We start from the raw sequence: 12,902 nt of genomic DNA, 5'->3' as shown, positions 1-12,902 counted from the left end.
GTAACATTTCTAAAAAAAATTATATCATTTAAATTCATTTATTTCATAAAAATCAAGGAGTTGACAAATTTCAACTCCTTTTTTTATTAAAATGATTTGAAAATGTTTGTTTTTTCTCTAATTTGCATAAAATTCCATGAAAAAATGATTCAAATAACCCGACTTTTTGATTTTCCGTACTATCAACTTGCAAAAAATAATGTTCCTGATTGCTTGGTTACCAAATATAATGGTGAATGGGTGAAAACTTCAACGCAAGAATATATCGATAAAGCCAATGCTGTTTCGAGAGCATTCATTCGTTTAGGTGTGCAAAAAAATGATAAAATAGCACTAATATCATCTACCAACAGAACAGAGTGGAATATTTTTGATATTGGTTCATTACAAGTTGGAGCACAAACGGTGCCTATTTATCCTACCATTGCCTCAGAAGATTATGAATACATTTTAAATCATTCTGAATCAAGCTATTGCATCGTTTCAGATCAAGTAGTGTATGATAAACTAATTGCGATTAAAAACAATGTACCAACACTAAAAGATATTTACTCTTTTGATGAAATTTCAGGCTGTAAAAACTGGAAAGAATTGTTAGCATTAGGTTCTGATACTTCCAATCAAGATCTGGTAGAAGACCGAAAAAACAATGTAAAACCGGAAGAATTAGCAACAATCATTTACACTTCCGGAACGACTGGAAGGCCAAAAGGCGTAATGCTTTCGCACAATAATATTGTTTCAAATGTTTTGGATAGTGCTCCTAGAATTCCTTTTGCAGAAGGAACAAGTGTGGCACTAAGTTTTTTGCCGATTTGCCATATTTTTGAAAGAGTGATTTTATATATATATCAATACTATTCTGTTTCTGTTTATTTTGCGGAAAGCATTGAAAAACTCACTGACAATTTAAAAGAAGTTCACCCTAATGTAATGACGGTTGTTCCGAGATTATTAGAAAAAGTATATGATAAAATTTATGGAAAAGGAGCCGAATTAAGCGGAATCAAAAAAACACTTTTCTTTTGGGCAATCAATTTGGGTTTACGTTATAAACCATATCGTCAAAATGGTTGGTGGTATGAAAAACAATTGGGTATCGCCAGAAAACTAATTTTCAGTAAATGGAAAGAAGCGTTGGGCGGAAATTTAGATGTAATGGTTTCCGGAAGTGCAGCTCTTCAACCTAGATTGGCAAGAGTTTTTGCAGCAGCTGGAATTCCGGTTATGGAAGGGTATGGCTTAACCGAAACTTCTCCCGTAATTTCTGTAAACGATATGCGAAATGGCTTATTCCGTATTGGAACAGTTGGAAAATTAATTAAAAATGTGGAAGTAAAAATTGCAGAAGACGGTGAATTACTTTGTAAAGGTCCGAATGTGATGATGGGCTATTATAAAGACCAAACTTTGACTAACGAAGTAATTAAAGACGGCTATTTTCACACAGGTGATATTGGTGAATTTGACAGTGATGGATTTCTTCGCATCACCGACCGTAAAAAAGAAATGTTTAAAACCTCCGGTGGAAAATACATTGCACCGCAATTAATAGAAAATAGATTAAAGCAATCCTTTTTTATAGAACAAGTAATGGTCATTGGCGATGGTGAAAAAATGCCAGCCGCTTTTATTCAACCTAACTTTGATTTTGTTAGAGAATGGGCAAAAAGACATCAAGTAAATGTCTCAGATTCTAACGAAGATTTAGTGAATAACGCCAAAGTCATTGAACGTTTTCAAGAGGAAGTTGATCATGCCAACGAAAAATTCGGAAACTGGGAAAAAATCAAACGTTTCGAATTAACACCCGATATTTGGTCGATTGAAGGCGGTCATTTGACCCCAACCATGAAATTAAAACGTAAAATTGTTAAGGAAAAATATCATCATCTGTATGATAAGATTTATGGTTCTTCCAACTAATTATTAAACCAGAAAAATTATTTTTTTATGTAGTTTTTGATTATTGATATCAATTGTATTATTGCCAATCCTAAGAATAAAATCCATACATGGTTTAAAATAATTTCTTTGTCAAAAAAACCATTTTCGGCAAACGTTGAAAGTACATAAATAATAGTTAACATTCCTGCAAAAGTTCCTATTAAAGTGCCAAAAACATAAAAAGTTGTAAGTTTTGACGTTGTAATAATATAGCTTTTGTGTAATAAATATAAATTCCAACTGGTCCAAAAAGGAATTTGTGCAAGGTTTAAAAGGCTTAAGATTAAACCTGTTACAAACGCATTTGAGGAATAAATATCAGTACCTGAAACCGAAGAAATTGATGCCTTGGAATTATAACTTAAATAAGTTAGTACTAAAAGAAACAACAAAGAATAAATTGATATCCATTTTTTTAATGCTTGTTTGGAATGAATGAATCGAGCAAATCGTAAAGTAAAGTAAATCACAAAGCCTTCAATAAAAACTACACCTAACAAAAAAGACATAAGCGTAAAGTAATCAGAATTCATTAAAATTTGGAATCCAACCGCGTTCAAATAACCTAATGGTAAAGAACCTAAACCGCTGACTACAAATCCTACACCTATGTTTTTTAACTTCTTCAATTAAAATTGAATAATTTTTGAAAATTGTTCCAAATGAATTTTATATTCTTTTATGCCTTCTTTATGAGTCAAAAAAGCGTACCCCAATTTGTTATTTTCTTTGCTGATCTTATACAAATACGTAATATGCCTGGCTAATTCTTTCCAAGCAAAGAAAATAGAATGTGATGGATCATAAATATGTGTTGGTTCACTGGCAGCACCGTTTAATTCTACCAATTGAAAATTTTTCCCTTGCTCTAATTCTTCCAAACTGTTGTACATCAAATCCATGCGTCCAAAATAAAAGCCAGGAATCTGTACACACATTTCATTAATCGTCTTTGTTAATTGGTCAGAAATCAGATGGCTTTTGTCTAAAAATTTAGTCCCGCGAATATGATTCCCGTAAGGAACTAAATTCAACTGCTTATCCTTGGGTAAAATCAACTTTAGTTGTTCAGGTTGCGACTTTTTCAATGCATCCAATTGCATGGCATAGCGAAGAATCTTGTTTACCAATTCTTCAACCGTAGATTTTCCGTCTCCCGTAATAATCATGAATTCTTTGCCAACAATTCCCGTAATTCTGCCGATTTGTTCATGAGGAAATCGGACATAAAAAATGCCAAACTCGTTGGAATATGGAATCATATTCTGAATCAAATAGTCAAAATCAGCCTTTTCATGATATGCTTTTAACTCCTGAATATCATAAATTTTTTTCACGGCCGAACCACGTAAGCCTACATTCGGTTTTGCAAATAATGGAAATTGAATTGTTGATTGTTCAACTATTTCTACCACTTCTTGAAATTCAATTTTTTTAGTAACGAATTTGGTTTCGGGATAATATTTTTTAGGAATTAAATCATAGATTTCCTTTTTCGGATCGTTAAAAAACCCACCGTTTTTCATAGAAGGATTGGCTGTATTAAAGAAAAAAATGGTACGACATCGTAACGCATAAAACGCCCACAGAAAGTAAATTGGAATATAGACAATTTTAAAAGGCCAATATTCCCAATGGAAAAGTTTATGAAAAAATAGTCTCAATTTAATTAAATTACAATGAATGAATGCGAATGCAATTTTGATTCGGTTAAGTCATGATAATGCAACGAAACTTTATTCAGTTCTAAAACAGTTTGCGTAATACTTAACGTAACGGTTTCATTATTCCGATTGATTATCAATCCGTTCTCTTCATTTTTTGAATCACTAAAACTATGAAAATTAAATAAAGTGTCGGCAGATATTTCTTCTATCTCATCCAAAAATGCTGCAAATCGATTCTTCCGTTTGTGAATAACATCCGGAGAATATAAAGTTACCGAAGACCAAATGTATGATTTTGAATCATCCAAAGTACGGACTTTTTTTCTTTCTCCATCCCATTGCAATTGGAACAATTGATTTTTTTCATAAACTACCAAAGTGAAAGGTTCAACAATAGTCAAATCAATCTCTTGCCATAATTCAATTATTGATGCTGAACTTATCAAATCCAAAACAACTAAACCCCTACTCTTTTGAAATTTAGGAGAAAATTCATGTTTTTCAACAGCTCCGTTCAGCAAAACAATTACATTAGAATACTCATCCACCGCATACCAGGTTCCTCCTGCTTTTGCATCTTTTGGAAAAAAAATGTTTTTGTTATTTATTCGGTAATTCTTGGGCGGAATTGCTTTCGGTCTTTTGACCTTTTCATCTCTGTTAGATGTAATACAAACCACATCATTATATTTGACAAATGTTACTGTACACATTGTTTTCTATATGCTAAAGTGGAAGGAGCAACCCCAAAATCATCACTCACCTTTATATTATCAAATTGAAAAACAGCCACTTTTATTAAGGCTTGATGATGAATACAATGTTCTAAATTATAAATTAATTCCCGATAATAATTGGTTGGTATTGCATTTAAATGCGAAGAACAAGAATAATGCAAAATCAATTCTTTATTTGGTTTTTCAATTTTAGATAAAATATCATTAATCGCATGTAAGGCTTCAAGTGGATTTGTTTGTATCATCAAATCACGTACACGCTTATCATAATCAACCACATTTGATTCATAAGCTTTAATAAGACATTGAAATAATTCAATAATATGACGAGTGTGTTCACCCACAGTTGCCTGACTCAGCGAATCAATTGGTAAAACATAATCGTTCGGACGTAATTGTTCTAAAAGCGATTTTAAATTATTCAAACATACTGTAAAGGCATTAAAATCCATATTTTTTTCTAAATGTTTTATAGTCATTTCTAAATCTGTAAACCAAAATCATGCTGCAAACAAATGTTATAGTTGCTAAAATAAACAACGTTCCACCATCATTCATTACATTTACACCCAATATAAAAAGGTGTGTTAAGATAGCAAAAAACATAGTTCCCGCAGCAAATAATGCCCCAAATATTCTGAATCTTTTTATGAATAAAAGAATACTGGCGATAAGCTCTACAATTCCTGATCCGATTCGTCCATAGGGTTCTACTCCTACTTTTGAAAAAATATAAACCGATTCTTCACTAGCTGAGAACTTAAAAAATAAAGTTTGAAGCAAAATAATTGCCACAATAAGGCTCAGTAACCACTCCAAAATTGTTGTTTTCTTTTCCATGATCAGCTCGTTATTTTTTTCCAATTACTATCTGCTTTAGCTTTTAAAGTTGGCTCATTTTTATTCCAACTTTTTAAGGTATTCGTAAAATAGGCATTATAAAACAAATACAACTTTCCATCAACAATTTTAAATGTTTCAGGGTTTATCTCTACTTTCTCACCATAATCACCCATTGCAAAGGCACACCAACCACCATATTGTGGCTCATATGCCGATGGCTTTTTTATAAAAGCATCTTTATTTTCTTTGGATTTAAAGTAATAAATTGCTCCATTGTGTTTCACACTAAATTCCTTTTTCCCTTTTACCGCTTTGTTTTCTTTGAAATAAGATACCACATCGTAGCCCTGAACAGCTATACCATTGCTCAAATTGGCGTGATTAACACCTACATTCTGAGCATTACCAAACGTACTAACAAGTACGAATAAGATTAAAAATAAGTTTTTCATTGTTTTATTTTTTTGAGAAATTTTGAGCAATCATTACTAATAATTCTTTAGAAATCCGTTGTTTAAAGTTTGGACTGATGTATTCAAAAACAATCTCATCATCATCAAAAATGAATAGAGAGGGTACCGGTAAAACCGACGTATTAAATCCGTCTGAACCTTTTGCCAGGTAAGTCGAATAATTGTCCGGAGCAGTAAAAGCCACTCCAAATGATTTAGCCGCATCACTTTTACTGTCTGAAAGCAGAGTATAATTCAACTTTTCATTCGAGATTGTACCGCGAAGCGAATTGGGTGAATCAGGGCTAATTGCAATAATTTGATATCCTAATTTTACTAAATCATTTTCAATTTCACCCAACGCACTCAAATGTGTGTTGCAATACGGACACCAACCTCCTCTGTAAAAAACAACAATAGACTTTTTTCCGGATAAAATTTTTGTCAATTCAATCGGTTGATTTTCGATTGTTTGTAAGGTAACTTTAGGCGATTTCTCTCCTATCAATAAAGGAGAAACATCAGTTGGATTTTTTGATAACACCTGAGAAAAACTCATTCCACAACTAAATAAAATGAGAAGGACAAAATAGTTTTTCATACTGTAAAAAATTTAAAAAAAGCACTTGTGCTTCGATTACAGTACAAAAGTAGATAGGCTGAATTTTATGTTTTGTCAGTTAGCTTACAAAACAGAGTAAAACTATAAACTATTTAAATTAGGAATAATAATTTCCCTTCTTCCGTAGATAATTTTCCCTTCTTCTGTAAGTTCATTTAATAACAAAGTGGCTGTTTGACGAGCAGTACAAATTAGTTGAGCAATATCAGTTTGTGTGAGGTAATTTTCAATTACAATACCTTGCTCGGATTCTTTGCCTTCTTTATTAGCCCATTCTTTCAAAAAAGTGATCAATCTTGATTTGGCATCTTTTGAAACTAAATTAGCATAGTTCATTTTTAAACGCTTCATTTTCCAACCTACAAATTTAGTATAGGTAAGAGCTAAGGTGGGATGCTTATAAATTAAATCTTCAAAATCAGATAGCAGAAAACTACAGATAATGACTTCATCCGTGAGTGCCTTAGCATATTCATTCACCTGAATGTCTTGCTCTAATGATAATTCTCCAAACAAATCCCCTTTTTGAATAATGTCTTTGATGGTTTCTTCTCCTTCTTCATCCACCGAAACAATTTTTATACTCCCTTTTTTCAATAAGAAAATACGGGGAACTTCGGAATCAGAAAAATAAATGATATCTCCTTTTTTAGCCTTTTTAAAACCAACAATAATGCAAAGTTGCTTAATTTGAGAAAAACTCAAAGCCCTGAATAATTGGTGATCTCGTAAATACCAGTATTTTAATTCTTCGTACATGATGGAATGAATGATGGTTAAATGTAATTATTTTATTTTAAGTTATAATAAAGTGTTGCAAAAGTCTGTACATTCTAATTAAAAATCTGTCACCTAACTTGCAAAACAGATAATTATCAAAAAACACTTAACATAATAATAACACCACAAACGAAAGGATTTCGTAATTTGCTGAAAATAAATCAAATAACCATGAAAAGACATGCAACAGCCGTTTGGAACGGTTCCGGTAAAGAAGGAAAAGGAAAGTTAACCACACAAAGTACCGTTTTAAACAAAACACAATATTCATTTGGTTCTCGTTTTGAGGATGGTATAGGAACCAATCCTGAAGAACTGATTGCTGCTGCTCATGCAGGATGTTTTACAATGAAACTTAGTTTCAATTTGGGTGGAGCCGGCTTTGAACCAACCGAATTGGAAACAAAATGCCAAGTCACCTTTGAAGACGGATCTATTACAAAATCGCATTTAATACTGAAAGCAACAGTTGACGGAATTTCGGAAGATAAGTTTGCCGAATTAGTTAAAGATGCCGAAGAAAATTGTCCGATTTCAAAAGTATTGAACACTGCCATTTCGGTTGAATACACCTTAAATTAACTACTCAGCATTTTAACAAAATTACTAGAAAGACGAACTAAATTCCGTCTTTTTGTTTTGATTTAAAGACTAATACCAGTCCATTTTTATACAATTTACATATTATCGAAATGTTAAATTTTAAAAAATACTATGCGTGCATAATAAATTTTATTATCTTTGAAAACGTTTGCGTAAAATATGAAAGATAAAACTATAGATTATATTCTTCGGGCAACTTGGCAATCGGTAGCCAGAATGTACAACGAAGAAGCTTCCAAATTCGACGGTTCAATGGCAATTGGATTTGCGTTACTTAGCATTGACAAAGAAGAAGGAACACCTTCCTCCTACATCAGTAACCGTATGGGAATGGAAGCAACCAGTTTGACCCGAACGTTAAAAACATTAGAAGAAAAAGGACTAATCATCCGCAAAAAAAATCCTGATGATGGTCGAGGCGTATTAATTTACCTAACCGAATTAGGCAAAGAGAAAAGAGAATTATCCAGAAATACCGTATTGAAATTCAATGAAGTCATTCGTCAAAACGTTTCCGATGAAAAATTGCAAAACTTTATTGAAGTCGCTGATGTAATTACGGAATTGATTAATGATAAGAAGATATTTTGAGAAGAAGATATTTTGAGAAGAAAATAGAGAAAAGAAAATAGAATATAGATATTGAAAGTTAGATTTCTACAATTTTTAAAATCTGTGTTCAAAAAAAATAAAACCAACAAAAACCAGCGGAAATTCTAATCCGCAATAAGAAATAAAAAATGAAAAGAACAATTAAAAAAGTGGCTGTTATCGGTTCCGGAATCATGGGCTCCGGAATTGCGTGTCATTTTGCCAACATTGGTGTGGAAGTACTTTTGTTAGACATCATTCCCAATGCTTTGACTGAGGCGGAAGAGAAAAAAGGACTTACTTTAGAAAGTAAAGCAGTTCGCAACCGCATCGTAAATGACAGTTTAACGAATGCATTAAAGTCCAACCCCTCGCCTATTTACAGTCAAAAATTCGCCAACCGAATCACCACCGGTAATACTACGGATGATATGCCGAAAATTGCCAATGTAGATTGGATTATTGAAGTGGTGGTGGAACGTTTAGATATCAAAAAACTCGTTTTCGAACAAGTGGATAAATATAGAAAACCGGGAACACTGGTGACTTCAAACACCTCCGGAATTCCAATTCAATTTATGAGCGAAGGAAGATCAGATGATTTTCAACAGCATTTTTGTGGAACACATTTCTTCAATCCGGCTCGTTATTTAAAGTTGTTTGAAATCATTCCGGGACCAAAAACGAGTCAATCCGTTTTAGATTTCCTAACCAATTACGGTTCTCAATTTTTAGGAAAAACGTCGGTTGTAGCCAAAGATACTCCGGCCTTCATTGGTAACCGAATTGGAATTTTCGGTATCATGAGTTTATTTCATCAAGTGAAAGAAATGGGCTTAACCATTGAAGAAGTGGATAAATTAACCGGACCGGTAATTGGTCGTCCAAAATCGGCAACGTTTAGAACCGTTGATGTAGTTGGTTTAGATACTTTGGTTCACGTGGCAAACGGAATTTACCAAAATTGCCCGAATGATGAAGCTCACAACTTGTTTAAACTCCCTGCTTTTATTGATAAAATGATGGAGAATAAATGGTTGGGAAGCAAAACCAAGCAAGGATTTTATAAAAAAGTAGACAAGGATATTTTGTCGTTGGATTTGGATACGATGGAATATCGTCCTAATAAAAAAGCCTCTTTTGCCACTTTAGAATTAACGAAAACCATCGACAAACCGATTGATCGTTTCCGTGTTTTGGTGAAAGGAAAAGACAAAGCCGGTGATTTTTACAGAAAGAATTTTGCCGCCATGTTTGCCTATTGTTCCAATAGAATTCCTGAAATATCAGAAGAATTATATAAAATAGACGACGCCATGAAAGCCGGTTTCGGTTGGGAAAATGGTCCGTTTGAAATTTGGGACAGCATCGGCGTAGCCAAAGGAATTGAAATGATGCGTACAGAAGGTTATGAACCGGCTGCTTGGGTGACTGAAATGGTAAAATCTGAAAACGCTTCTTTTTATACCGTAAAAAATGGAGCGACCTATTTTTACAACATACCAACGAAATCACAAGAGAAAATTCCGGGACAAGATGCGTTTATCATTCTTGACAACATCAGAGAAAGCCAAAAAGTTTGGGGTAATTCCGATGCTACGATTCATCATTTAGGGGACGGAATTTTGAATTTAGAATTCCACTCCAAAATGAATACGATTGGTGGTGGTGTCTTACAAGGCATCAAGAAAGCCATTGATTTAGCTGAAAAAGAATACAATGGTTTAGTTATAGGTAACCAAGGAGCTAATTTCTCTGTTGGTGCCAATATTGGAATGATTTTTATGATGGCTGTTGAACAAGAATATGACGAATTGAACATGGCCATCAAAATGTTCCAAGACACCATGATGCGTTGCCGCTACTCCTCTATTCCGGTTATAGTTGCTCCTCACGGAATGACATTGGGTGGTGGTTGCGAAATGAGCATGCATGCCGACCGCGTTGTGGCTGCTGCAGAAACCTACATTGGTCTAGTTGAATTTGGTGTCGGAGTCATTCCCGGCGGCGGTGGTTCTAAAGAAATGACCTTGCGTGCTGCTGATTTATTCCGTAAAAACGATGTGGAATTGAATGTGTTACAAGAATATTTTCTAACCATTGGAATGGCAAAAGTAGCTACTTCAGCTTACGAAGCTTTTGATTTCGGTATTCTTCAAAAAGGAAAAGATATAGTGGTAGTAAACCGCGACAGACAAATTGCAGTAGCCAAACAAATTGCGTTGCAAATGGCAGAACAAGGCTACACCCAACCGATTCAACGCAAAGACATTAAAGTGTTAGGAAAACAAGCGTTGGGAATGTTCTTAGTAGGAACCGACCAAATGCAAGCCGGAAAATACATTTCGGAACACGATAGAAAAATTGCCAACAAACTAGCGTATGTCATGGCAGGTGGTGATTTATCTGAACCGACATTGGTGAGTGAACAATATTTGTTGGATATTGAAAGAGAGGCATTTTTGAGTTTATGTACTGAGAGAAAGACGTTGGAGCGTATTCAATTTATGTTGACTAAAGGGAAGCCGTTAAGAAATTAGTATTAAGACGGAAGTATTAAGTATTAAGACAGAAAAAGACTATATATATGCACAATTTTGAAAAACTTAAAATATGGCAAAAAGCAATGGATATTGCAGTTGAAGTTTATGAGATTTCTTTATTGCTTCCAAATGATGAAAAATTTAACTTAATACATCAAATTAAAAAATGTGCAGTTTCTATACCATCAAACATTGCAGAAGGCTCAGGAAGAAATCACAATAAAGAATTTATTCAATTTTTAGGAATAGCAAATGGATCAACTTTTGAATTAATAACACAATTAATATTAGCCAAGAGACTAAAACTCATAAATGAAGAAATAGTTGAACCCATCATTAACCAGTTAGTTGAAGTTTCAAATATGAACTTTTCCTTTCAAAAAACATTAAAAACAACATAATTAATAAGGAGTTAAAGTCTTAATACTTAATACTCCTATCTTAATACCAAAAACATGAAAACAGCATACATAGTAAAAGCATATAGAACCGCAGTTGGTAAAGCACCAAAAGGAGTTTTTCGTTTCAAACGTCCTGACGAATTAGCCGCAGAGACTATCGAATACATGATGGCTCAATTACCCGATTTCGACAAAAAACGCATCGACGACGTGATGGTGGGTAACGCCATGCCCGAAGCCGAACAAGGTTTAAACGTAGGTCGTTTAATTTCTTTGATGGGATTAAAAGTGACCGATGTTCCGGGTGTAACTGTTAATCGTTATTGTGCTTCCGGTTTGGAAACGATTGGAATGGCTACGGCTAAAATTCAATCCGGAATGGCGGATTGCATCATTGCCGGAGGAGCCGAAAGTATGAGTTTTATTCCGATGGGTGGCTACAAACCCACTCCGGATTATGCTGTAGCAGCAAATGGAAACGAAGATTACTACTGGGGAATGGGTTTAACTGCAGAAGCGGTGGCGAAACAATTCAACGTGTCGCGTGAAGACCAAGATGAGTTTGCCTATCATTCCCACCAAAAAGCCTTGAAAGCTCAAGCGGAAGGAAAATTTGACAAACAAATCGTACCAATTATCGTAGAACAGACATTTTTAAATGAAAACGGTAAAAAAGAAACCAAATCCTACACCGTTACCAAAGACGAAGGACCACGAGCGGACACGAATAAAGAAGCATTAAGCAAATTAAAACCTGTATTTGCTGCCGATGGTTCAGTTACAGCCGGAAATTCATCGCAAATGAGTGATGGTGCCGCTTTCGTATTAATCATGAGCGAAGAATTGGTTAATGAATTAGGAATTAAGCCTATTGCTCGCTTAGTCAACTTCGCATCAGCCGGAGTAGAACCCAGAATCATGGGAATTGGTCCGGTAAAAGCCATTCCGAAAGCTTTAAAACAAGCCGGTTTGACATTAAACAATATAGATTTAATTGAATTGAACGAAGCTTTTGCTTCGCAATCACTAGCCGTTGTTCGTGAATTAAGCTTAAATCCAGAAATCGTAAACGTAAATGGTGGAGCTATTGCATTAGGTCATCCACTAGGTTGTACGGGTGCTAAATTGTCAGTTCAATTGTTTGATGAAATGCGTTTGCGTAATAGTAAATACGGAATTGTGAGTATGTGTGTGGGTACAGGACAAGGTTCTGCTGGAATTTTTGAATTGCTATAAAAGAGAATAGAAAATAGAATATAGAAAATAGACTTTTAAAGAAAAACTTAAAAGGAAGATTGATGAGACATAATTATAAAAATTTGAAAGTTTGGCAACTAGGTATTGAGATTGCTAATGATGTTTCGGATATTTTATTAGAGTTTCCTAAACATGAACGATATGATTTGAGTTCACAAATGAGTCGATGTTCAGTCTCTATTCCTAGTAACATAGCAGAAGGTTCATCAAGAACAGATAAATCTTTTAGTCATTTTGTTGACATTGCACTTGGTTCTTCTTTTGAATTAATTACACAACTTATTGTTGCAAAACATAGAAACTATATAAATGAAGAAAAGTTTGATAAAATGGAAAAGAAAATTGAAGAATTTCAAAAAATGACGATGTCATTTCAAAATGGATTGAAGAAAAATACATTTTCTTTTATTCCTCCTTTTTTCTATAACCTATTCCCTTTTTAATAACCGTTAAAATCTA

Annotated in this window: 15 protein-coding genes; 7 read left to right on the top strand and 8 right to left on the bottom strand. The window is 33.9% G+C overall.

The genetic code is table 11. The features are described from left to right. Positions 1-144: 144 nt before the first annotated feature. Positions 145-1,926: an AMP-dependent synthetase/ligase gene (locus ACIQ0M_RS00505; protein WP_396148635.1), complete on the top strand. Its 1,782-nt coding sequence runs from the start codon at positions 145-147 to the stop codon at positions 1,924-1,926. Between the two features lie 17 nt (positions 1,927-1,943). On the opposite strand, the gene ACIQ0M_RS00500 is transcribed toward ACIQ0M_RS00505, so the two are convergent. The 8 genes from ACIQ0M_RS00500 to ACIQ0M_RS00465 form a co-directional block, all read right to left on the bottom strand. After that, positions 1,944-2,576, bottom strand: coding sequence for a hypothetical protein (locus ACIQ0M_RS00500; protein ID WP_396148633.1), 633 nt, complete (start codon positions 2,574-2,576; stop codon positions 1,944-1,946). Then, positions 2,577-3,473 carry a D-alanine--D-alanine ligase gene (locus ACIQ0M_RS00495; protein WP_396148631.1) on the bottom strand — a complete coding sequence of 299 codons (897 nt, stop codon included), beginning with the start codon at positions 3,471-3,473 and terminating at the stop codon, positions 2,577-2,579. 143 nt (positions 3,474-3,616) lie between these two features. After that, positions 3,617-4,327, bottom strand: coding sequence for an NRDE family protein (locus ACIQ0M_RS00490; RefSeq protein ID WP_396148629.1), 711 nt, complete (start codon positions 4,325-4,327; stop codon positions 3,617-3,619). Next, positions 4,315-4,803 carry a DinB family protein gene (locus ACIQ0M_RS00485; RefSeq protein WP_396148627.1) on the bottom strand — a complete coding sequence of 163 codons (489 nt, stop codon included), beginning with the start codon at positions 4,801-4,803 and terminating at the stop codon, positions 4,315-4,317. The genes ACIQ0M_RS00490 and ACIQ0M_RS00485 overlap by 13 nt, the downstream gene beginning before the upstream one ends. Beyond that, the gene (locus ACIQ0M_RS00480) at positions 4,793-5,191 is read right to left on the bottom strand and encodes a DoxX family protein (protein WP_396148625.1); all 399 of its coding nucleotides are present in this window, start codon (positions 5,189-5,191) and stop codon (positions 4,793-4,795) included. Before ACIQ0M_RS00480 ends, ACIQ0M_RS00485 begins: the two co-directional genes overlap by 11 nt. Before the next feature lie 2 nt (positions 5,192-5,193). Further along, positions 5,194-5,646 (bottom strand): YHS domain-containing (seleno)protein, encoded by a 453-nt coding sequence (locus ACIQ0M_RS00475; protein WP_396148623.1) that lies wholly within the window; start codon positions 5,644-5,646, stop codon positions 5,194-5,196. A 4-nt stretch (positions 5,647-5,650) separates the two neighbouring features. After that, positions 5,651-6,247: a peroxiredoxin family protein gene (locus tag ACIQ0M_RS00470; protein ID WP_396148620.1), complete on the bottom strand. Its 597-nt coding sequence runs from the start codon at positions 6,245-6,247 to the stop codon at positions 5,651-5,653. 102 nt (positions 6,248-6,349) lie between these two features. Beyond that, positions 6,350-7,027: a Crp/Fnr family transcriptional regulator gene (locus ACIQ0M_RS00465; RefSeq protein ID WP_396148617.1), complete on the bottom strand. Its 678-nt coding sequence runs from the start codon at positions 7,025-7,027 to the stop codon at positions 6,350-6,352. A 192-nt stretch (positions 7,028-7,219) separates the two neighbouring features. Between ACIQ0M_RS00465 and ACIQ0M_RS00460 the strand changes: the two genes are divergently transcribed. The 6 genes from ACIQ0M_RS00460 (at position 7,220) to ACIQ0M_RS00435 (ending at position 12,886) form a co-directional block, all read left to right on the top strand. Beyond that, positions 7,220-7,630 (top strand): OsmC family protein, encoded by a 411-nt coding sequence (locus ACIQ0M_RS00460; RefSeq protein WP_396148615.1) that lies wholly within the window; start codon positions 7,220-7,222, stop codon positions 7,628-7,630. 180 nt (positions 7,631-7,810) lie between these two features. Beyond that, entirely contained in the window at positions 7,811-8,242 is a 432-nt protein-coding gene (locus ACIQ0M_RS00455; protein ID WP_396148613.1) for a MarR family winged helix-turn-helix transcriptional regulator, read from the top strand. Between the two features lie 149 nt (positions 8,243-8,391). Beyond that, on the top strand, positions 8,392-10,782 hold the full coding sequence (locus tag ACIQ0M_RS00450) for a 3-hydroxyacyl-CoA dehydrogenase NAD-binding domain-containing protein (RefSeq protein WP_396148611.1): 2,391 nt from the start codon (positions 8,392-8,394) through the stop codon (positions 10,780-10,782). A gap of 47 nt (positions 10,783-10,829) precedes the next feature. Continuing rightward, a complete protein-coding gene (locus ACIQ0M_RS00445; protein ID WP_396148609.1) occupies positions 10,830-11,186 on the top strand; it encodes a four helix bundle protein in 357 nt (118 codons plus the stop codon). Positions 11,187-11,240: 54 nt separating this feature from the next. Continuing rightward, complete coding sequence (locus ACIQ0M_RS00440) at positions 11,241-12,422, top strand: acetyl-CoA C-acyltransferase (RefSeq protein WP_396148607.1); 1,182 nt, start codon at positions 11,241-11,243, stop codon at positions 12,420-12,422. 62 nt (positions 12,423-12,484) lie between these two features. Beyond that, positions 12,485-12,886: a four helix bundle protein gene (locus ACIQ0M_RS00435; RefSeq protein ID WP_396148605.1), complete on the top strand. Its 402-nt coding sequence runs from the start codon at positions 12,485-12,487 to the stop codon at positions 12,884-12,886. The last annotated feature ends 16 nt before the right edge of the window (positions 12,887-12,902 follow it).

Origin of the sequence: Flavobacterium sp. (genome assembly GCF_044339515.1) — a bacterium.
Taxonomy (GTDB): domain Bacteria; phylum Bacteroidota; class Bacteroidia; order Flavobacteriales; family Flavobacteriaceae; genus Flavobacterium.
This window is presented reverse-complemented; position numbering and strand designations above follow the sequence as displayed.

Bases quoted from the DNA above. Each gene is read 5' to 3' on its own strand.
- ACIQ0M_RS00505 (WP_396148635.1), top strand. From the start codon at position 145: ATGATTCAAATAACCCGACTTTTTGATTTTCCGTACTATCAACTTGCA.
- ACIQ0M_RS00495 (WP_396148631.1), bottom strand. From the start codon at position 3,473: ATGAAAAACGGTGGGTTTTTTAACGATCCGAAAAAGGAAATCTATGAT.
- ACIQ0M_RS00490 (WP_396148629.1), bottom strand. From the start codon at position 4,327: ATGTGTACAGTAACATTTGTCAAATATAATGATGTGGTTTGTATTACA.
- ACIQ0M_RS00485 (WP_396148627.1), bottom strand. From the start codon at position 4,803: ATGGATTTTAATGCCTTTACAGTATGTTTGAATAATTTAAAATCGCTT.
- ACIQ0M_RS00480 (WP_396148625.1), bottom strand. From the start codon at position 5,191: ATGGAAAAGAAAACAACAATTTTGGAGTGGTTACTGAGCCTTATTGTG.
- ACIQ0M_RS00475 (WP_396148623.1), bottom strand. From the start codon at position 5,646: ATGAAAAACTTATTTTTAATCTTATTCGTACTTGTTAGTACGTTTGGT.
- ACIQ0M_RS00470 (WP_396148620.1), bottom strand. From the start codon at position 6,247: ATGAAAAACTATTTTGTCCTTCTCATTTTATTTAGTTGTGGAATGAGT.
- ACIQ0M_RS00465 (WP_396148617.1), bottom strand. From the start codon at position 7,027: ATGTACGAAGAATTAAAATACTGGTATTTACGAGATCACCAATTATTC.
- ACIQ0M_RS00460 (WP_396148615.1), top strand. From the start codon at position 7,220: ATGAAAAGACATGCAACAGCCGTTTGGAACGGTTCCGGTAAAGAAGGA.
- ACIQ0M_RS00455 (WP_396148613.1), top strand. From the start codon at position 7,811: ATGAAAGATAAAACTATAGATTATATTCTTCGGGCAACTTGGCAATCG.
- ACIQ0M_RS00450 (WP_396148611.1), top strand. From the start codon at position 8,392: ATGAAAAGAACAATTAAAAAAGTGGCTGTTATCGGTTCCGGAATCATG.
- ACIQ0M_RS00445 (WP_396148609.1), top strand. From the start codon at position 10,830: ATGCACAATTTTGAAAAACTTAAAATATGGCAAAAAGCAATGGATATT.
- ACIQ0M_RS00440 (WP_396148607.1), top strand. From the start codon at position 11,241: ATGAAAACAGCATACATAGTAAAAGCATATAGAACCGCAGTTGGTAAA.
- ACIQ0M_RS00435 (WP_396148605.1), top strand. From the start codon at position 12,485: ATGAGACATAATTATAAAAATTTGAAAGTTTGGCAACTAGGTATTGAG.